Annotated in this window: 10 protein-coding genes and 1 pseudogene; 2 read left to right on the forward strand and 9 right to left on the reverse strand. The window is 71.2% G+C overall.

All coding sequences use genetic code 11. The features are described from left to right. Position 1 precedes the first annotated feature (1 nt). The 5 genes from BN1701_RS11505 to BN1701_RS11525 are packed head-to-tail and all read right to left on the reverse strand — an operon-like array spanning position 2 to position 12,101. Entirely contained in the window at positions 2-1,537 is a 1,536-nt protein-coding gene (locus BN1701_RS11505; RefSeq protein ID WP_054048167.1) for an acyl-CoA carboxylase subunit beta, read from the reverse strand. Continuing rightward, entirely contained in the window at positions 1,530-7,904 is a 6,375-nt protein-coding gene (locus tag BN1701_RS11510; protein ID WP_054048169.1) for a type I polyketide synthase, read from the reverse strand. The genes BN1701_RS11505 and BN1701_RS11510 overlap by 8 nt, the downstream gene beginning before the upstream one ends. Continuing rightward, positions 7,901-9,586: a fatty acyl-AMP ligase gene (locus BN1701_RS11515; RefSeq protein ID WP_054048171.1), complete on the reverse strand. Its 1,686-nt coding sequence runs from the start codon at positions 9,584-9,586 to the stop codon at positions 7,901-7,903. Before BN1701_RS11515 ends, BN1701_RS11510 begins: the two co-directional genes overlap by 4 nt. After that, positions 9,583-10,911 carry an MFS transporter gene (locus BN1701_RS11520; protein WP_054048173.1) on the reverse strand — a complete coding sequence of 443 codons (1,329 nt, stop codon included), beginning with the start codon at positions 10,909-10,911 and terminating at the stop codon, positions 9,583-9,585. Before BN1701_RS11520 ends, BN1701_RS11515 begins: the two co-directional genes overlap by 4 nt. Next, entirely contained in the window at positions 10,905-12,101 is a 1,197-nt protein-coding gene (locus BN1701_RS11525; RefSeq protein ID WP_054048175.1) for a lipase family protein, read from the reverse strand. The genes BN1701_RS11520 and BN1701_RS11525 overlap by 7 nt, the downstream gene beginning before the upstream one ends. Positions 12,102-12,319: 218 nt before the next feature. Between BN1701_RS11525 and BN1701_RS11530 the strand changes: the two genes are divergently transcribed. Next, positions 12,320-13,504, forward strand: coding sequence for a helix-turn-helix domain-containing protein (locus BN1701_RS11530; RefSeq protein ID WP_054048177.1), 1,185 nt, complete (start codon positions 12,320-12,322; stop codon positions 13,502-13,504). Between the two features lie 70 nt (positions 13,505-13,574). After that, positions 13,575-14,351 (forward strand): GntR family transcriptional regulator, encoded by a 777-nt coding sequence (locus BN1701_RS11535; RefSeq protein ID WP_054048179.1) that lies wholly within the window; start codon positions 13,575-13,577, stop codon positions 14,349-14,351. On the opposite strand, the gene BN1701_RS35460 is transcribed toward BN1701_RS11535, so the two are convergent. The 4 genes and pseudogenes from BN1701_RS35460 to BN1701_RS38170 form a co-directional block, all read right to left on the reverse strand. Beyond that, positions 14,309-14,596 (reverse strand): hypothetical protein, encoded by a 288-nt coding sequence (locus tag BN1701_RS35460; RefSeq protein WP_157367922.1) that lies wholly within the window; start codon positions 14,594-14,596, stop codon positions 14,309-14,311. The two genes, BN1701_RS11535 and BN1701_RS35460, sit on opposite strands and share 43 nt — an antisense overlap. Before the next feature lie 286 nt (positions 14,597-14,882). Next, positions 14,883-17,750 (reverse strand): DNA topoisomerase (ATP-hydrolyzing), encoded by a 2,868-nt coding sequence (locus BN1701_RS11540; protein WP_082859789.1) that lies wholly within the window; start codon positions 17,748-17,750, stop codon positions 14,883-14,885. Positions 17,751-17,773: 23 nt separating this feature from the next. After that, positions 17,774-19,036 carry a toprim domain-containing protein gene (locus BN1701_RS38165; RefSeq protein ID WP_369800672.1) on the reverse strand — a complete coding sequence of 421 codons (1,263 nt, stop codon included), beginning with the start codon at positions 19,034-19,036 and terminating at the stop codon, positions 17,774-17,776. Next, a pseudogene (locus BN1701_RS38170) lies at positions 19,013-20,425 on the reverse strand (ATP-binding protein); the annotation flags it as partial. The pseudogene BN1701_RS38170 and the gene BN1701_RS38165, both read right to left, overlap by 24 nt. Positions 20,426-20,574 lie beyond the last annotated feature (149 nt).

The following is a 20,574-nucleotide window of genomic DNA, read 5'->3' on the forward strand; positions in this document are numbered from 1 at the left end:
CTTAGAGCGGGATGTTCCCGTGTTTGCGGTCGGGCGTCTGTGCTCGTTTGCCCCGCAGCGCCCGCAGGGCGGCGGTGACCTCGACGCGGGTCCTGGCCGGTTCGATGACGCCGTCGACATAGCCGCGCTCGGCGGCCGGGTACGGCGAGTCGTGGTGGCGGGCGGCCAGTTCCCGCGCGCGGGCGGCACGTTCGGGACCGGGCAGGGCGGCCAGTTCGCGCCGGTGCAGCACCTGCACGGCGCCCTCGGGGCCGACGACGGCGATCCGCGCGGTGGGCCAGGCCAGGTTGACGTCGGCGCCGAGGTGTTTGGAGCCCATGACCGCGTAGCCGCCGCCGTAGGCCTTGCGGACGACGACGGTGACCTTCGGGACGGTGGCCTCGGCGTAGGCGTAGATGAGCTTCGCGCCGCGCCGGATGATGCCGCCGCGCTCCTGGTCGCGGCCGGGCAGGTAGCCGGGCACGTCGGCGAAGGTGAGCAGCGGGATCTCGAAGGCGTCGCAGAACCGGACGAAGCGGGCGGCCTTCTCGGAGGCGTCGATGTCGATCGCTCCCGCGGCCACCAGCGGCTGGTTGGCCACCACGCCGACCGACCGGCCCGCCACCCGGCCGAACGCGCAGATCATGTTGGGCGCGAATCCCTCGTGCACCGGCAGCAGGTCACCGTCGTCGACGATCCGGGTGACGACCTCGGTCATGTCGTAGGCCTGGTTGGCGCCGTCCGGGACGATCCGGTTGAGTTCGAGGTCGGTCGCGGTGACCTCGAACGCCGTCTCGTCGACGTATTCCGGCGCGACGGCCCGGTTGTTGGACGGCAGGAAACCCAGCAGCGTCTTGACCCAGTCGACCGCGTCGGGTTCGTCTGCGCCGAGGTAGTGCGCGGCGCCGGAGACGGTGGCGTGGGTGTGGCCACCGCCGAGTTCGTCCAGAGTGGACTCCTCGCCGGTGGCCGCGCGCAGCACGTCGGGGCCGGTGACGACCATGTGGGAGAGCTGGTCGACCAGCACGGTGAAGTCGGTGAGCGCCGGCGCGTACACCGCTCCGCCCGCGCACGGCCCGAGGATCATCGAGATCTGCGGGATGACCCCCGAGGCCGCGGTGTGCCTGCGGGCGAGTTCGGCGTACTGGGCCAGCGAGGTGACCCCTTCCTGGATGCGCGCGCCGCCGCCGTCGTTGATCCCGACGATCGGGACGCCGGTGCGCAGGGCCAGGTCCATCACCTTGAGCACCTTGGCCCCGGAGACCTCGCCAAGGCTGCCGCCGAACACGCTGAAGTCCTGCGCGAACACGCAGACCGGGCGCCCGTCGACGGTGATGTGCCCGGCGACCAGACCGTCGCCGTAGGGTCCGCCGTCGTGCCTCGCGAACTCGTCGAGTTCGAGGAACGACCCCGGGTCGGCCAGCAGGGCGATCCGCTCGCGGGCGGTGAGTTTGCCCTTGGGTCGCTGGCGTTCCCTGGCCCGCTTCTCCCCCAGCCGGATCGCTTCGTCGCGACGCAGGCAGAGGTCGTCCACCAGGTCGCGCGGCCGTTCAGCCATAGCGCACCTCCGTGGCCGCGACCGCCGCCGCGAGGGTGGCCACCGCGGGCGGGTCGATGATCGTCAGATGATTCCCCGGCACCTTCACCACGCGCAGGTCCGCGCAGAGCTCGTCCCAGCCAAGCGCGTCGTCCGCGCGCAGGTAACGGGGGTCGAGCGAACTGGTCAACGGCGGCGGCTCGGTCGCCCTGGCGAGCATCACCCGCCCCGCGTACGGCCGCGGCCGATACCGCTCGGCCACCCTCGCGTCCACATAGGACGCGTACTGGTGCTTGAGCACGGCATCGCCGATGGCGGGGATCGTGGCCAGGCGGGACATGACGAAGTTGATCTGCGCACCCTCCTCCATGGCCGCCAGCGCGTCGATGGACAGACCGAGGGCGACGTCGTAGGTCTGCTCGATGTAGGCGGCGAAGCGGGCGAACCGGTCGAGCAGCACCTGCTCGGGCTCGACCTGGGACACGCGCGGCAGAATCGTGTCGATCATGACGACCTGGGCGACGGTCTCGCCCTGCTCGATAAGGGAGTGCGCGACCTCGTAGGCCAGGCAGCCGCCGAAGGACCACCCGCCGAGCCAGTAGGGGCCGTTCGGCTGGAGTTCGCGGAGCAGGTCGACGTAGCGACGTGCCTTGCCCTCCACTGTGGACTCGTCATCGAGCCGCTCGAATCCGTAGACCGGGTAGCCGTCGGGCAACTCGGTGACGAGGGGGTGGTAGACGCTGGTCGGGCCGCCCGCCGGGTGGAACAGCATCAGCGGGGTGCCCTCACCCCCGGCCCGCAGCACCTTCACGATCTGATCGGGCGCACCGTCTAGCCGGTCGCGCAGAAGATCGGCCATGGCGGCGACGGTGGGGTTGGCGAACACGACCTCGACGGGCGGGAGATCGGCGAGCCGGTCCCCCATGGCTTCGTGGACGCGCCGCACTTGGGCCAGATCGCCGGGGAAATCCTGGTGCACACTCTCGGGAGCCGAGCCCAACACCTCGCCCCACACCAACGCGACCCACCGCTCAGCGGCATCCCGCGGCCCGGCCTGCCCCCACCCACGCCCAGCGGAACCCCGGTGAAGATCAGCACCATCGGGCACACACTCAGCCGCATCCCGCGCGCCGGCAAGCCCCCACCCTTCCCCGGGGGGACGGCCCTTGGCCAGTCTATCCGGAGGGGGTGACAAATGATCTTCGGTGGCGAGGGGGTGTGGACAACTATGGGCGGTTTGGGGGTCGGGCGCGTCATCCGTCTGGGTGGTAGGTAGGTCGAGTTCGTCGGCCAGATGCTCAGCGATCTCGGTCAGGCTGGCGCCGCGCAGCAGGAGCGGTACCGGTGGGGTAGTACCCAGGTCGCGTTCGATGGCGGTGCGGAGGCGGACGGCCATCAGGGAGTCCAGACCCAGCGAAGTCAGCGGGGCGGTTCGGTCGACGACGCCGATCAGGCCTTCCACCACGGTTGCCAGGTGGTCCAGGAGTGCCTCGCGGGTGCTGAACGATGTCGTGGTGACAACGGGTTCGGCGGGCAGGCCGGTGAAGCCCGCCAGGAACGGGCGCCGCGCCAACTCGGGGAACAAGGCAACAGTGCGCGCGGCGTCGAGGTGGGCCACGCCGATTCCCGTGCGGTCGTGAGACAGGAGTCCGGCCAACGCGTCGAGGCCGTGGTCTGGGTCGAGTTCGGCCAAAGCCGCGTTCGCGCGCGCCGAAGGTGACTGCCAGGCGCCCCAGTTGATTGTCACGGCGGGCAGGCCCGCGGCCCGGCGCTGGTCGACCAAGGTGTCCAGCCACGCGTTCGCCGTGGCGTACGCGGCCTGGCCTGGTGAGCCGACCAGGGCGGCGATCGACGAGAACGCCACCCACCAGTCCAACTCGACCGCCGACGTCGCCTCATGCAATCGCTGTCCGCCGACCACCTTCGGTCGCCACACCCGCGCCACGTCCTCGGCGGTCAGCAACGCGACGGTGTGGTCCTCCAGGACGCCTGCCGCGTGCACGACGCCCCGCAAGGGAACCCCGCCGCGTTGGGCGTGGGCGACGGAAAGTTCGGCGAAGCCGGGGTCGGCGATGTCGCCGAGGACGACCTCGACGGGCAGGTCCGGGATGGGCCGGGCGGTTCGGCCGGTCAGGACGATTCGCGTGGCGCCGCCATCGGCGAGCCACCGGGCGACCCGCGTGCCGAGTTCGCCGAGGCCACCGGTTATCAGGTACGCGCCATCGCGGATCGGAAGGTCGGCGGTGGGCTGGACGTTCGCGCGGGCCAACCTGGCGCGCAGCCTTCTGCCGTCGCGCCACGTGACCTCGTCGTCGGGGCGGTCGGCGCGGAGTTCGGCGGCGATCGCACGGGGGCCGGAGGCGGCGTCGACCTCAAGCAGCGTGGCGCGCAGCGACGGATGCTCGAACGCGAGGACGCGGATGAGGCCGCGCAGCCACGACGCCGAGCCGTCGGTCACCACCCACAGTCGCGAGTCGACCAGTGTGGCGGCGATCCGCGCCACCGACACCAGCAGCGCCTGCGGGTCGGTCGGGTCGGCGATCACCACCACGCCGTCCGCCCCGCCACCCGCGGACCGGATCTCGTCGCCGTCGAGCGCCTCGACCAGGCCCGGGTACTCGCCGACGATCACCCACGACCGGCGACCCGGGCGCGGGACGGGCAGCGGCGCGAGGTCCCAGCGCCGCTCCACCGCAAGCTCCGTCCACCCGCCGGGCGCCTGGCCCAGCGCGGACGCCCGCACGTCGGACAGCTCCACGAGCACCGCGCCGTCCCCATCCACCAAGTGCACGGCACCGAGCAGGGTCTGGCCGTCCGGGCTCAGGGTCGCCACGCAGCGGACGCCGGTCGACGGGTCGCCGAAGACGCGGGCGCGGCCGATCGACGTCGGGACATAGCGGCCGTGCACGCCGGGCAGGCCGAGCGCGGCGCCCACGAGTGTCTGCAGGCAGGCGTCGGTGAGCGCGGGGTGAACGGCGAACCTGCGGTGTCCCCCGACCTCGGCGGGCAGCCGAATCGACGCGGTCGCGTGGCCCGGCGCGGCGACGACGCCGGACAGCCCGCGAAACGCCGGGCCGTACTCCTGGCCGGTCGCGGCGAGCGCGCCGTAGAGGTCGATCGGGCCGCCGTTCTCTGGCTCCGAACAAGGGACGACCGGGGCATTGTCGTCGGGCAGCGCGGTCGCGGTGGCGTGGGTGATCCAGCCGCCGTCGGGGCCGCGGGAGGAGACGGTGACGCGGCCGTCGCGGTCGATCATCGTGGTGAGGGTGGTATCCGGGCCCGGCGCGAGGAACTCGACGAACTTGAGGTCGACGATCATGACCCTGCCGCCAAGCGCCACGCGTGCCGCCGACAGCGCCAGCTCCAGGTATGCCGTGCCCGGCAGCACCACCACGCCGTAGGCGCGGTGGTCGGCGAGCCACGGCAGCGGGTGCGCGCCGAGGTCGGCCTGCCACACGTGCCTGCCGTCCTCGGGTAGCTCGACGTGGTCGCCGAGCAGCGGGTGCCGGTCGGTGGGCACGGGGCTGGCCACCCAGTACCGCTCGTGCCGCCACACCGGTCCCGGCAGGTCCACGACCGGCGCGTCGGGGTGGCGAGCGGCGATGGCGGCGGCGTTGCCGTGCGCGTAGAGCGTGGCCGCGGCCGACAGCCAGGCCTCGACCCCCGAGCCGCGACGCAGGCTGGGAACAGCGAGAACGGGGACACCGGCCGCGGTCCGCTCGACGGCCGCGATCGCGATCGGGTGCGGCGAGATCTCCAGGAAACAGCGGTGGCCCGCACCGAGCGCCGCCGTCACGGCCTGGGCGAAGCGAACCGGTTGGCGCAGGTTCGCCACCCAGTAGTCGACGTCGAACGGGCCGTCGCCGACGCTGGAGAACACGGGCACGGCGGAGGCGTTCGGAGTCAGCCCGGCCAGTGCCGCCCGGAAGCCGTCGAGATACGGGTCGACGGCGGCCGAGTGTCCGGCACCGCCCACGTCGAGGGTCCTGGCCAGCCTGCCCATGCCATCCACATAGGACACCAGGGCGGCCACCTGGTCGGGCGGTCCGGCGACGGTCAGCTGAGACGGCGACGCGTGCACCGCGACGCCGACGCCGGGGAACTGGTCGGCCAGGGCGGTGAACTCGGCGTCGGACAGCTCGACCACGGCCATCGCGCCGGTGCCGGACGCGTCGACCTCGGCCAGCAGCGCCGACCGGGCGATGACCACTCGCAGACCCTGTCCGGCGTCGAGCGCGCCCGCGACGACCGCGGCGGCCACCTCGCCGACCGAGTGCCCCACGACGGCGGCCGGAGTGACGCCGTGGGCACGCCACAGTTCGGCGAGCGCGACCTGGATGCCGAACAGGGTCGGGCCCGCGACGGTCAGGTCGGCGGGCTCGCCGTCGGCGATCGCGTCCCGCAGGGAGAAGCCCGCTTCGGCGGCGAACAGCGGTTCGAGCGCGTCGACGGCCGCGGCGAACGCGGGTTCCATCAGCAGCGCTTTGCCCATGCCTGGCCAGGACGAGCCGTAGCCGGAGAAGACGAACACGGGGGCCGCGCCAGCACCGGTCGCACTGACCACAGTGGACCCGGCAGGCGTCTGCGCGCCGGTGGCGAACGCGCGCAGGGCCGCGACCAGCGCGGACCGGCCGGTGGCGACCACGGCGGCCCGCGCGGGCAGGTGGTCGCGGCGAGTGGCCAGCGCGCCCGCGACGTCGGCGAGCGCGGCCGAGCGGTCGACGTCGAGCCAGTCGGCCAAGTCCGCGGCGCGGGTTCGGACCGCTTCGGCGGTGGCGGCGGACAGGACGAGCGCCTCGGGCTGGTCGGTGTCGAACTCGGCGACGGTCGGCGCGCTCGGCCATTCCTCGACCACGACGTGCGCGTTGCTTCCGCCGAACCCGAAGGCGGACACGCCCGCGCAGGCCAGGCCGCCGTAGCGGGGCCAGGTGGCCGCCGTGTCGACCACGCGCAAGCCGAGCGCGTCGAAGTCGATGTGCGGGTTGGGTTCGCGGTAGTGCAGGCTGGCCGGGATCCGGCCGTTGGCGAGCGCGAGCACGACCTTGATCAGGCCGACGATCCCGGCCGCGCCCTCCAGGTGGCCGAGGTTGGTCTTCACCGAGCCGACGAGCAGCGGCCGGTCCGGCGCGCGCCCAGCGCCCAGCACCGCGCCGAGGGCGCCCGCCTCGATCGGGTCACCCAGCAGGGTGCCGGTGCCGTGCGCCTCCACGTAGTCCACTGTGGATGGTTCGATCTCGGCGGCAGGGTACGCGTCGGCCAGCAGCGCGGCCTGCGCGTCCGGGCTGGGCGCCATGAGGCCGTTGGAGCGGCCGTCGGAGTTCATCGCGCTGCCGCGGATCACCGCGAGCACCCGATCCCCCGCCCGACGCGCGTCGGTGAGCCTGCGCAGGACGACCACGCCACAGCCCTCGCCGCGCGCGATCCCGTCGGCGGCGGCGTCGAACGCCTTGCACCGGCCGTCGGCGGCCAGGACGCCCGCGCGCTGGAAGGTGGCGGTGACACCGGGGGTGAGCAGCAGGTTGACACCGCCGACGACGGCCAGGTCCGCGTCGCCGTGCCGCAGGCCCTGAACGGCTTGGTGGACGGCGACGAGCGACGACGAGCACGCGGTGTCGACCACGACGCTCGGGCCGCGCAGGTCCAGCAGGTACGACAGGCGGTTGGCCACGATCGCGGCGGCGGCACCGGTGGCCGACCACGCGTCGACCGCGCCGGGGTCGACCATGGTCAGCGCCCCGTACTCGGTCGCGGACACTCCCATGTAGACACCCGTGCGGCTGCCGCGCAGGGTGCTCGGCGCGATGCCCGCGTGTTCCAGGGCCGCCCAGGCGACCTCCAGGACGATGCGCTGCTGCGGATCCATCACCGCCGCCTCACGCGGACTGATCCCGAAGAACCCGGCGTCGAACCCGGCCACGTCGTCGAGGTAGCCACCCGCGGCGGGCAGGTCGTCGACCAGACCCGGCCAGCGCCCGGCGGGTCGGTCGCCGATCACGTCGGCGCCCCGGTCAAGCAACTCCCAGAACGCGGCGGGCGACTCGATCCCGCCCGGCAGCCTGCACCCGATCCCCACGACGGCGATCGGCTCACCCGGCGCGACTGTCCTACCTTTGAACAATCCCACAATCCCAGCATCGTAGGATTGTTCAACAAGAGGATTGTCCAACGATGCCTCGGCGAGGGCGGCGATGGACGGGTGCTGGTAGCCGAACGTCGTCGGCAGCACCCGGCCGACCTGGTCACCAAGCTCGGCGACCAACCGCACGGTGTCACGCGACGACAGCCCGTACTCCTGCAACGGGCGCGCATGGTCGATCGACTCGCGCGCCAGGCCTGCGATCTCGGCGACCCGACCCACCAGCCAGGCCGCCACCTCCCCGGGGTTCACGCGCGACCGGTCAGGTAGCGCTCGCGGCAGGCGGTGCGCGAGATCTTGCCGCTGGTGGTGCGGGGCAGGGCATCCGGCTCGACCAGCAGAACCTCCCGCAGCGTCAACCCGTGTCTGGTCGCCACGGCGGCCCGCACCGCGGCGGCCACGTCGGACTCGTCCACGTCGTCGACCGCCACCGTCTTGGCCCGTTCGGCCAGCACGACCGCCGACTCCCCGTCCGCGCCCGCGATGGAGAAGGCGACGGTGTTGCGGGGGCGGATGGCGCCGTGGGCGGCCTCGGCGGTGCGTTCGACGTCGTGGGGGTAGTGGTTTCGGCCGTCGACCACGATCAGGTCCTTGATCCGGCCGGTGATGTAGAGCTCGCCGTCGAACCACACGCCAAGGTCGCCGGTGGCCAGCCAGCGCGGATCGGTGCCGTGCACGGCGTTGCCGAACGTGCGGGCGGACTCCTCCGGTCGGTTCCAGTAGCCCTGGCTGACGTTCTCGCCCGCGACCCAGATCTCGCCCACCTCGCCATCCCCACGCCGCAGGGTCGTCACCGGGTCGACCACCACGACCTCCTGGTCGATCGGCTGTCCACAAGAGACAAGCCGGACCGCGTCGGGGTGGTCCTCGGCCACCTGGACCATCCGCCCGGCGGCCAGCGCGACCCGGTCGAACCGGCGGACGATCGGACGCCTGGCCGTGGCGACGAACACGGTCGCCTCCGCCAGCCCGTAGGACGGCCGGTGTGCCCACGGCCGCAGTCCGCACTCGGCGAACGCGGCCTGGAAGCGGCTGATCGCGTTGGGCTGCACCGGTTCGCTGCCGTCGATCAGCACGTCGACGGTGTCCAGGCGCAGCCGGGCCTTCTCCGACTCGGGGACGCGCGCGGCGCAGTAGGCGTAGGCGAAACTCGGCGCGGCGCTGACCGCGCCCGGGTTGGCCGACAGCGCGTGCAACCAGCGCTCCGGGCGCTCGATGAACGCCAGCGGGTCCATCAGCACCGTCCGCGCCCCGGCCTCCAGCGGCGCACCGATCGACAGGATCAGGCCCATGTCGTGGAACAGCGGCAGCCAGCTGACCGTCACCGAGCGCCTGCGGACACCGTAGGCGGTCACGGCCTGCCGGACGTTGGCCATGATGTTGCGGTGGGTGATCATCACCCCGCGCGGGTCTCCGGTGGAGCCGGAGGTGTATTGCAGGTACGCCAAGTCGTCCGGGTCCGCCGCGATGGGCTCGAAGTCGACGCCGATGGCCGTCGGCAGCGTGTCGACGCTGACGGTCTCGCGGATCGGCAGCTGGTTGGTGGCGGCGAACTGGGTCACCCTGGGCGCGACATCGGAGGTGGTCAGCACGGTGCGCGCGGTGCAGTCGCGCAGCACCGACGCCAGCCGGTCGCCGTGGCCGGGCAGATCGGGGGCGAACAGCGGCACGGCGACCGCACCCGCGCGCAGGGCGCCGAGGAAGGCCACCAGGTAGTCGGTTGTCTGTCCGATGAGGACGGCCACCGGCTCGCCCTGCCGGACGCGGTGCCGCAGCCAGCACGCGACCGCGTCGACTCTGGCGTCGAGCTGTCCCCAGGTCAGGTCGGTGCGCGCGCCGCGCACGACGGTGGTGAAGTCGAGGTGGCTCACGGCCACCTCGTCGGGACTCACGCGCGCCCACGCGGTGAGCGCCTCGGAGAGCGTCGAACTCATCTGACCGTCCTTACCCGTGCTGTCTCTCCGACCCTTGCCGCGATCAGCGCGGCACCGACCTGCAACACCGCCGCGGCCACGAGCGCCGCGGTGTATCCGTTTGCCAGTTCGCCCGCGGTCCCGCCGACGAACACCGCCACCGCCGCCACACCCAGCGCGCCCGCGAACTCCCGTGCCGCGCTGAGCAGCCCGGAGGCGGCCCCGGCCAGCCGCTCGCCTGCCACCTCCAGCGCCAACGTCGTCAGCGGCACGGTGAACGCCGACCCCACGCCGATCAAGATCAGCCCCGGCAGCCGGGGCCACAGCAGCGCGATCTCGTTGACCGCCGCCACCTCGACCAACCCCAACGCGACCACGATCAACCCGCCGGACACCGCTTTGGCCTCGCCCACCGCGGACAGCACGGCGGGCACCCACGGCGCGGTCAAGATCAGGGACGCGGCCACCGCGACCAGCGGCAGCGCCGCGTCGGCCGGGCCGAGACCCAGCCAGCGCTGGTGCACCAGCGGCGTCACCACACAGACCCCGGTGACCCCCAGCCCCCACAGCGCCTGCACCACCAGCACCGACCGGAACACCTTGTCCCGCGCCAGTTCCGCGGGCACGACGGGCGCGGGCGACTGCCGTTCCCGCGCGACGAACCACAACGCGACCAGCACCCCACCGGCGCCCAGCGGAACCGCCAGGATCCCGCCGTCGGCCAGGACCATCAGCGCCCCGGTCGCCAGGAGCATCACCAGCGCGGCCAGCCCCAGCCCGATGACATCGGTCGGCCGAGCCGCCGCATGGCGGGCCTCAGGCAGCACCGCTGACGCCGCGACGAGCACCGGCAGCGTTCCCCAGAACACCCACGTCCAGTGCAGGTGCTCGGCGACCAGCCCACCGATGGCCGGACCCGCCGCGAGCGCCAGCGCCAGCGCGATCGTCCACACCGCCGCGGCACGTGCCCGGTCCGCGGCGGCGAGCCGGGTCCGCACCAGGCTCAGTGTCGCGGGCACCAACAGGGCCGCCGCCGCGCCCTGGACCACCCGTCCCGCCACCAGCTGCCAGTAGCCGACCGCACTCGCGGCGACCACCGTGCCCACCGCGAACGCGAGCAGTCCGGACCGCAGCACCGCCCGCTCGCCGAACCGGTCCACGATCGGACCGGCGGCGAGCAGCAGACCGGCGAAGGGCAGCAGGTAGGCCACCGTGACTCCCTGCGTCGCGGTCACCCCCAGCCCCCACTCGGCGGCCACCGAGGGTGCCGCGGCCGCCACCACCGTGTTGTCCGCGGCGGTGAGGAACGCGATCAGCGCGATGGTGGCGTGGACCCTGGTCAGCACGATCGCGGAGCCGCCTTCCCAGCGAACCGGTCGGCGAGGTACGCCACGGCGTCGGCGCGGCCGGAGGCGAAGGCGGTCACGTGCTCACCGAGGTGGACGCCCCACTTCACCGCGGCGCCCTTCGCGCAGTACTCCCGGCGCAGCGCGTCGGCCTGGCCGAACGGCACAAGCGCGTCGCCGCTCGCGTGGTAGAGGAAGATGGGCGCCCCTGGCACCCGCGAGCCGAGCTTGTTCTCCGCCATCCGGGCCTGCCAGTCGGGCTGAGTGAGCGGGCTGCGGGTGGTGTAGTCGCTGATCCGCTTGCCGATGTAGGGCGCGAAGTCGGACACGCACTTCTCCCGGTCGGCGAACTCCTTGCGGCCCGCGTCATTGAGGTAGGACTCCAGGTTCAGCTCCGGGTAGGCCGTGTCCAGTCCCACCGCCGCGAACAGCAGCAGACCGAAGCCCGCGCTGCCGTCGAGCGCCTTGCCCACCGCGTCGAGGTCGGCGGGCACCCCGCCCGCCGAGATGCCGACCAGGTTCAAGTCCGGCGCGTACGAGGGCTGTAGCTCCCCGGCCCACGCCGCGGCGCCACCGCCCTGCGAGTAGCCGATCAGGCCGACCTTGCCGCCCGCGCGCAGGCCGATGGCGGGCACGCGGGTCGCGGCGCGGACGGAGTCGAGCATCGCCCGGCCCTCCGACTGGCCGATCACATATGTGTGGTCTCCCGGTGTGCCAAGACCTTCGTAGTCGGTGACGGCGACCGCCCAGCCCTTGTTGAGCAGCTCGCTCACGTAGAGCTGGTCGTACTCGGTGCCGTTCGCGAACGCTTTCGACGGCGCGCACTTGTCGCCGATGCCCTGGGTTCCTGGCGCGAGCGCGACGATGGGCCGGGTGCCGAGCGTGGGCAGCAGCGGGACGAAGACGGTGGACGACACCGCGATGTCGGCGCCGGTGGCGTTCTTCGAGCGGTACAGGACGTGGTACGCCGAGGCCCCGCTGACCGTGGCGATCGGCGCGGGCGTCGCGCGGTACCAGATCGGATCGCCCGGTGCCGAGCCCGGCAGTGGCGCGGGCGGCTGATAGAACGCGTCGCCCGCGGGACCGACCGGCACCCCCGCGGCGCCGACCGGCGCGGTGGGGACCAGTAGCACGGCCGCGGTCACCGTGGCGACCGCCGAAAGGGAGAACACACGCCGGAGAATGGACATATCGGGGACGTTAACGGCGCGATATCCGAGGTGTCGATAGGCGCAAACATTCTTCGCCATGGCCGCGAACTGTCGATCCAAAAGTTGTCACCAGGCGAGCAGCCGGGGGTACCGAATAGTTGTGGTGTCACGTAAAGTTGAACTTTGACAAGCGGCGTATCCGGAACTTATTGTCGCCAACACAATTCCGATCGTCTCGCGACGACAGGGGACTCTCGATGACCACAGAGGTGGTTCAGGACGGACCCGCGGCGGCGCTGTGGGCCAGCCTGCCCCGAGAAGTGGTCGACCAGTTCCGCCCGCTCGTCGGCAGGCTGACCACGGACATGATCCGCGAGATCCAGCGCGCGGTCCCGGCCTACGCCAAGCCGCTGAAGGGCCAGTTCGGCGCGGCGATGGTCGCGGGCGTGGAACAGGCCGTGCTGCGGATGGGAGCGCCCACCGAGGACTGGGCCAACGTGTTCCGCCAGCTGGGCCGGATGGAATTCACCGAGGGCCGCAGCCTCGACTGCCTGCAGACCGCCTACCGGGTCGGCGGCCGCGTGGCCTGGCGCCACGTCGCGGTGTGGTGCCAGGAGCAGCAGGTCCCCACCCCGATGCTCGCCAAGGCCGCCGAGGCGATCTTCGCCTACGTCGACGAGATCTCCGCCCTGTCGATCGAGGGCTACACCGCCGCCCAGGCCCAGTCGGTCGGCGTCATCGAGCGCAGCCGCCGCAGGCTGGTCGACCTCCTGCTCAACGGCACCCCGGCGACCGGCGCGACCATGGCCAAGCTCGCGGCAACGGCCCGCTGGCGGCCACCGCCTACGGTGGGGGTGCTGGTGGTCGACGGCGATCTGGAGAAGCTGTTCGGCTCCGCGCTGCCCGACGACGTGCTGGCCGATCACGACGGCGACCGCCCGTGCCTGATCGTCGCCGACCCTGCCGCACGGGTGCTGGCCCTGCGGGGCCGGGTCCGCGGACACCGCATCTGCGTCGGCCCGACGGTCCCGCTCGCCGACGCGGCCAAGTCACGGCGCTGGGCGCGGCGGACGATGGAGCTGATGGACCGCGGGATCATCAAGGACGGCCCGGTCGTGTGGTGCCGCGACCATCTGACCACGCTCTGGCTGCTCGCCGACGAGTTCCTGGTCGGGGAACTGATCAAGGGTGCCCTGGCCCCGCTGGCCGAGCTGACCGTCAAACAGCGCGCTCGGACCGTCGAGACCCTGCTCGCGTGGCTGGCCAGCCGCGGCAGCGCCCCCGAGATCGCCGAGCAGCTGCAAGTCCACCCACAGACCGTCCGCTACCGCATGCGTCAGGTGGAGAAGCTCTTCGGCGACCGCCTCGCCGCGCCCGACTCCCGCCTCGACCTGGAGATCGCCCTGCGCGCGTACCGGCTGCTGGAAAACGCGGCCTGCTAGGTTCCCGACATGTGGCTGGCCCTGCGCCCGTACCGGCTGCTGGAAAACTCGGCCTGCTAGGTTTCCCGACGTGGGGACCTCCGTACTCGACCGGCGTAGTCACACGCCACTGTGGGCTCAGCTGCACGCCGACCTGCTGCGCCGAGTCGGCGCTGGCCACTTTGACGACGCCTTCCCCGGTGAACTCGCGCTGGCCGCCGAATACAAGGTCAGCCGCAACACCGTCCGCGAGGCGCTGCGCAGGCTGCGCGCCGACGGACTCGTGGTGGCAGGCCGCGGCCAGCCGCCCCGGCTGGGCAAGCCCACCGAGATCACCCAGCCCATCGGCGCGCTCTACAGCCTCTTCGCCTCGGTGCGGGCGCTGGGCATGGACCAGCACAGCGTGGTCCGCACCCTCGACGTGCGGGCCGACGGCGTCGTCGCGGTCCGGCTGGGGTTGGAGGAGTCGACTCCCCTGCTGTACCTGGAGCGGCTGCGGCTGGCCAACGACGAGCCGCTGGCCGTCGACCGGGTCTGGCTGCCCAAGTCAGTGGCCGCCCCGCTGCGCGGCGTCGACTTCGCCGACACCTCGCTCTACCAGGAACTCGACGCGCGGTGCGGGATCCGGCTGACCGGCGGCCAGGAGCAGATCCGCGCGGTGATCCCGACTCCGGCCGAGCGGCGGCTGCTGGACATCCCGATCGGGGTGGCGGCGTTCTCGATCCACCGGCTGGGCACCGCCGACGGCATCGCGGTGGAGTGGCGCACCACGCTTGTGCGGGGCGACCGGTTCAGCGTGGTCGCGGACTTCTCCGCGCGCGCGGGCTACCAGCTCGACGTGCGCGCCGGGACCCCGAACCAGACCTGATCGGTCTCCAGACACAGCCCCTCAGGCGTGTCGATGACCGGCGGGAAGTACACCACCGCGGCGACTGACCGCGGCCGGACCCTGGTGGGCTGGTAACCCTCCAGCCACAGCACCGTGACCGCGCCGGGACGCAGAACTCCTGAATGGAACAACGACCCACGCGACCTGCTGATCCGTTCGGCCGCGGGGGCCACGGACAGCAATGGTTCGGGCGCGGAACCGGGCAGGCACCCCGGTGCTCCCATCAGGTGTCCTCCCAGACGAGATCGCTTGGCCGGAAAAGACAGACACGGACCCCGCCAACCTCGGGCGTAAGGCGGGCAATGCAGCGGGGTCCGTGGCTGCTACGGGCCGGATTCCCACCGGGCCCGAGTCATCGGCACTCTTTCGTTGTCCATAAAGTCGCGCGGCCGCCCGGGCTGCGGTTGGATTGCGCGCCCAGTCGCCCCGGGCGACCGAGGACAACGTTATTGCCAATGACCCTGCCCAGCATCGGGGAAAACCCTAGGGCACCCTGACTAGACCGTCGGATCAGTCCCGCTCAATCAAATGGCCCACGACATCCGGCCCCGGGTGCGCGTGCCCAGAACCGTCGCGGCGCGGGTCGGATTCCGGCAGTTCCACCGCCGACCCGGTGCGGCTCGATCCCGCCGGACGCGGCCCGACCCAGGCCAGGGCCAGCCCGGCTTCGCCCTTGAGGAACCGGTGGGACCGGACGCCGCCGGTGGCCCGGCCCTTCGCCGGGTACAGCTCGAACGGGGTGACCTTGACGCTCTGGCCGGTCGAGGTGACCACCATCGGCTCGCCGTGCTCGCTATCGTCGGTGCGAACCGCGGCGAAGAACATCGCGTGCGCGTCGGCGGCCAGGTTGATGCCCGCCATGCCGCCGCCCTTGAGCCCCTGCGGCCGCACCACCGACGCGGCGTAGCGCAGCAGCGACGAGTCCGAGGACAGGAACACCAGCGACTCGGAGCCGTCGCCCAGCCAACTCGCGCCGATCACCTCGTCGCCGTCCTTGAGGGTGATCACCTCGAAGTCGTCCGACCGCACGGGCCACTCCGGGGAGCAGATCTTCACCACACCCTGCTTGGTGCCCAGCGCGAGGCCGGGCGAGGCGTCGTCGTCGAGCGGGGCGATGCCGACCACCCGCTCCCCGGGGTCCAGGTCGAGCAGTTCGCTGGCCGCCATGCCACCGGTGAGGGAGACCGTGCCGCTCTGCTCAGGCAGGACGGGCAGCGGGAGCACGTCGGTCTTGACCGCGCGGCCCCGGTTGGTGACCAGCAGGATCTGCCCGCGCGCGGTCGAGTGGACCACCGCGGCGACCGCGTCGTGCTTGACCCGGCCGTTGCGCCTGCGTGCCTCGGAGGACTCCTCGGACTCCGCGGCGGTGCGGGCGACCAGGCCGGTGGCCGAGAGGATCACCTGACACGGGTCGTCGGCGACCTCCAGCGGGCCCGCGGGCTTCGAGGCGGCGAGCACCTCCTTGAGGTCGCCGTCGATGAGCGCGGTGCGGCGTTCCTCGGCGAGGTCCTTGGCCACGGCCGCGAGTTCGATGGACACGACCTTCTTCAGGACGGACTCGTCGTCGAGGATCTTCGACAGCTCCGCGATCTCGGCGCGCAGCTTGTCCTGCTCGCCTTCGAGTTCGAGCTTGTCGTACTTGGTGAGGCGGCGCAGCGGGGTGTCGAGGATGTAGGTGGCCTGGATCTCGGAGAGCTTGAACTTCGTCATCAGGCCGGACTTCGCGTCGACGGCGTCCTCGCTGCCCCGGATCAGCTTGATCACCGCGTCGATGTTGAGCAGCGCGATGAGCAGGCCGTCGACCAGGTGCAGGCGTTCCTCGCGCTTGCGCTTGCGGTAGCGGGTGCGGCGGGTGACGACTTCGTAGCGGTGTTTGAGGAAGACGTCGAGGAGGGCCTTGAGGCCCAGGGTCTGCGGCTTGCCGTCGACCAGCACCAGGTTGTTGATGCCGAAGGAGGACTCCATCGGGGTGAGGCGGTAGAGGTCGGCCAGCAGCGCCTGCGGGTTGACCCCGACCTTGCACTCCACCACGACCCGCGTGCCGTTCTCCCGGTCGGTGAGATCCTTGACGTCGGCGATCCCGGTGAGGCGCTTGGACTTGGTCACCTCGTCGGTGATCTTCTCGATGATCTTCTCGGCGCCGACCTGGTAGGGCAGCTCGGTGATCGTGATCGCCTGCCTGCCCCGACTGCCCTCCAGCGGTCCGATCTCGACCTTCGCCCGCATCCGCACGACCCCACGCCCGGTCTCATAGGCGCGGCGCACCTCGTCGAGGCCGAGCAACATGCCGCCGGTGGGCAGGTCGGGCCCGGGAACGAACTCCATGAGCTTGTCGAGCGTGGCGTCGGGGTGGGTGACCAGCCAGCGGGCGGCGGTGACGATCTCGCCTAGGTTGTGCGGGATCATGTTGGTCGCCATGCCGACGGCGATGCCGGAGGTGCCGTTCACCAATAGATTGGGGAAGGCGGCTGGCAGAACACCGGGCTCCTGCAGGGAACCGTCGTAGTTCGGCCGGAAGTCCACAGTGTCCTCGCCAAGCTCCCCGACAAGAAGCATTGCGGCTTGGGACATCCGAGCCTCGGTGTATCTGCTCGCGGCCGGTCCATCGTCTGGGCTACCAAAATTTCCATGCCCGTCGACCAACGGCGTGTTGAGCGAGAAGTCTTGCGCCATCCGAACCATAGCGTCGTAGATCGCCATGTCGCCGTGGGGGTGGTACTTGCCCATGCAGTTGTGGACGACAAAACCCTCGACCACGAACGCGTGCTCGTCGGAGTCGACCTGGATGTCGAAGGTCGGCGCGGGTTCGGCCCGCTCGACCGACACGACGGCCAGGTCGGACTCGCCCGCGCGAATCGTTCGCCGTCCGGTGAGGTCGGCGGCGGCGACCCATTCCGCCGCGTTCCCGCCCGCGCACCAGAACCGCTGGCCGGGCGTGACGAGCATCGTGGTGCCGTCCGACCATGTGACACGCACCAGTTCCGACACCGGATTCGCGTACACGGCGATTACTTGGACCGGCACCCCGTCGCCGTCGAGGACCTTGTCGCCGATCTCGATGTCCTCGATCGGACGCACGCCTTCCGGCGTCGAGACCCGCGCGCCTCGAACGAAGCAGTCGCCGACGACGCGGGAGGACTTCACGTAGGCGCTGGTTGGGCGGTAGCCCTGTTCGCTCATCGAGAACAGGATCCGGCGGTGGACCGGCTTGAGGCCGTCCCGCGCGTCCGGCAGGGCCCGGGAGTGAATGACCGAGTAGGCGTACTCCAGGTACGAGTCCTCGATCTCGGACTTCACCGGCGTGTCGAAGACCTTGGCGCCCGCCCGGTCGAAGGCGTTCGGGTCGACCTTGGTCGCGGGGCCCTTGCGGCGTGCCATCGGTGCGCTGCTTCCTCTTCTGCTCAGACGTCGATCGCGGACTGGTCGACCCGGGCCGACGAGTCGATGAGCCAATTGCGTCGGGGTTCGACCTTTTCGCCCATCAGCAGTTCCAGGGCGGCCTCGGCGGCCTCGGCGTCGTCGAGGGTGATGCGGCGGACCGAGCGGGTGGCCGGGTTCATGGTGGTGTCCCACAGTTCGTCGGCGTCCATCTCGCCGAGGCCCTTGAAGCGGGGCACGGGTTTGACGATCGTCTTGCCCGCCTTCTCCAGGCGCGCGACCGTGGTCTCCATCTCGCGCTGGGTGAAGGTGAAGTGGGTCTCGGCGTTGCGGCCCTTGGTGACGACCTTGTGCAGCGGCGGCATCGCGGCGTAGAGCCTGCCGTCCTCGATGACCGGGCGCATGTACTTGGCGAACAGCGTGATCAGCAGCGTGCGGATGTGCGACCCGTCGACGTCGGCGTCGGCCATCAGGATGACCCGCCCGTAGCGCATGGCGGCGAGGTCGAAGGCGCGGCCGGTGCCCGACCCGAGCACCTGCACGATCGAGGCGATCTCGGCGTTGCGCAGGGTGTCGGCGAGACTGGCCTTCTGCACGTTGAGAATCTTGCCCCGCAACGGAAGCAGCGCCTGATATTCCGACACCCGCGCGAGCCGCGCGCTGTTGTGGACGAACACACCTGCTTCGAGCGCGAAGTTGTGATAGCCCTCGACCGTCAGGTCGTAGACATCCGCGGTTTCCGTCAGCGGTTCCACCGAGGCGACCTTGTGGTTGACCATCGAAGCCGCTTCCCTCAGCCCGAGGTGGCACACCTTGCCGTTGGCCGTGGTGTCCAGTCCATGCCGGAGGTTGTAGACATCGGCCAGGTAGTGGGTGTAGACCCATTCGTCGCGGTCGTTCATCCATACGCGCTCGTAGCCGTCGAGCTTATCTCCAGCGGCCTTGGACGAGAACGAGCGGTACAGCGGCATGAGCGAATCGCCAGGGCTCAGCTCGTCTGCCCGTCGATACGAACCGTCGCGCAGGCGGAAGCGATGGTCGGGCGTACACCGCACCGACTCGCCGTTGTCCAGCCGCACCTGCACCAGTGCCGCGCCCCGTTTGGTCAGTCGCGGCTCGACCAGCGGCGCGACGACGACTCGGCCCGCGCTGTTGGTCGTGTACCCGAAGTGGGTGACGCCATTGGCCCAGTCGGCCGCCAGGTCGGCGAAAGATCGACTCTGTCCGGACGCCAACGCCACCATCGTGTCGCCGGTGAAGCAGCCGAGGGCGCTGTCGCCCTCCACCAGGAACAGCTCACTGCGGGCCACGCCGGTCGCGCGGCAGTCGACGAGTTTGGCGGGCATCGCCGCGCCTTCCAGCGCCGTTTTGCGGCGGGCGGCGTCCTTCTGTTGTTTCTGGGCGACGCGGACTCGGCCGGCGTCGACGATCTTCTGGAGGACGACCTTGGCTTCGTTCTTGGTCTTGCGGTCGTCGACCCAGGCCTTCAAGTACCGTTCGACGACGCCGCCGATGACCTTGGTGATGCCCGCGGTGCTCAGTTCGTCCTTGGTCTGCGACGTGAACTGGGGCTCGGGGATGCGGACGTGGATGACCGCTGTCATCCCTTCCAGCACGTCATCCAGGGTCGGCAGGTCTTCCTTGGGCTTCAACAGGCCGCGCGTGCGGGAGATGGCTTCCTGTAACGCCTTCACCGCGGCGCGCTCGAAACCCTTGCGGTGGGTTCCGCCGTGCATGTTGCGGATGGTGTTGGTGAAGGACTCGACCGTGCGGTCGTAGCCCGTTCCCCAGCGCAGCGCCAGTTCGACCTCGGCCCGGCGCTCCACTTTGGACCGCATGACGCCGTTCTCGTCGGCGGCGTTCTCCAGGTAGGTGCCGTCGCCGGTGATCAGGATGGTGCCGGAGACCGCGCGTTCGCTCGACGGGGCCAGGAAGTCGACCATGTCGGTCAGGCCGTTGGGGTAGTGGAAGGTCTCCTCGTTGATCGCGCCCTCGATCGCGGTGCGCAGGACGTAGGTCACACCCGGGACCAGGAACGCGGTGTTGCGCAACTTGCCCCGCACACCCTCGACATCCAGCGCGGCGCTGTTCTCGAAGTAACGCGCGTCATACCAGTAGCGGATCGAGGTGCCCGTCTTCTCGCCGCGCTTCATCTTGCCGACGATCTGGAGGCCGGACTGGCGGGTGAACTTGGCCTTCGAGCCGGGACCGTCGAACAGGCCGGGCACGCCGTGGGCGAAGGACATCTGGTGGACCTTGCCCTCGCGCTTGACCGTGACGTCGAAGCGGTGGGACAGGGCGTTGACCGCGGAGGCGCCGACGCCGTGCAGGCCGCCGGAGGTCTTGTAGCCGGAGCCGCCGAACTTGCCGCCCGCGTGCAGCCTGGTCAGCACCAGCTCGACGCCGGACAGGCCGGACTTGGCGTGGGTCCCGGTCGGGATGCCGCGGCCGTCGTCGTCGACCTGGACGCTGCCGTCGGCGTGCAGGGTGACCACGATCCGGGTGGCGTGACCCGCGACACCTTCATCGGTCGAGTTGTCCACGACCTCGCTGAACAGGTGGTTGATACCGCGGCTGTCGGTGGACCCGATGTACATGCCGGGCCGCTTGCGAACCGCCTCCAGACCCTCGAGATGGGTCAGGTCGTCCGCTCCGTAGAGGGTCTCGGCAGTCACTGGGGCGCACTCCCGGCTTGTGGTGATGACTCGAACAGGTGTCCCAAAATACCCGAGGCCCGCCCGCGCACTCGCCAACCTGGCCGAACGGCCGGTCGCGGGCACTGGGAATTTCCCGATCGGCCCCGAGATCTTGACGCGGGCGACAC

Source organism: Alloactinosynnema sp. L-07, from assembly GCF_900070365.1.
Classification (GTDB): Bacteria; Actinomycetota; Actinomycetes; order Mycobacteriales; family Pseudonocardiaceae; genus Actinokineospora.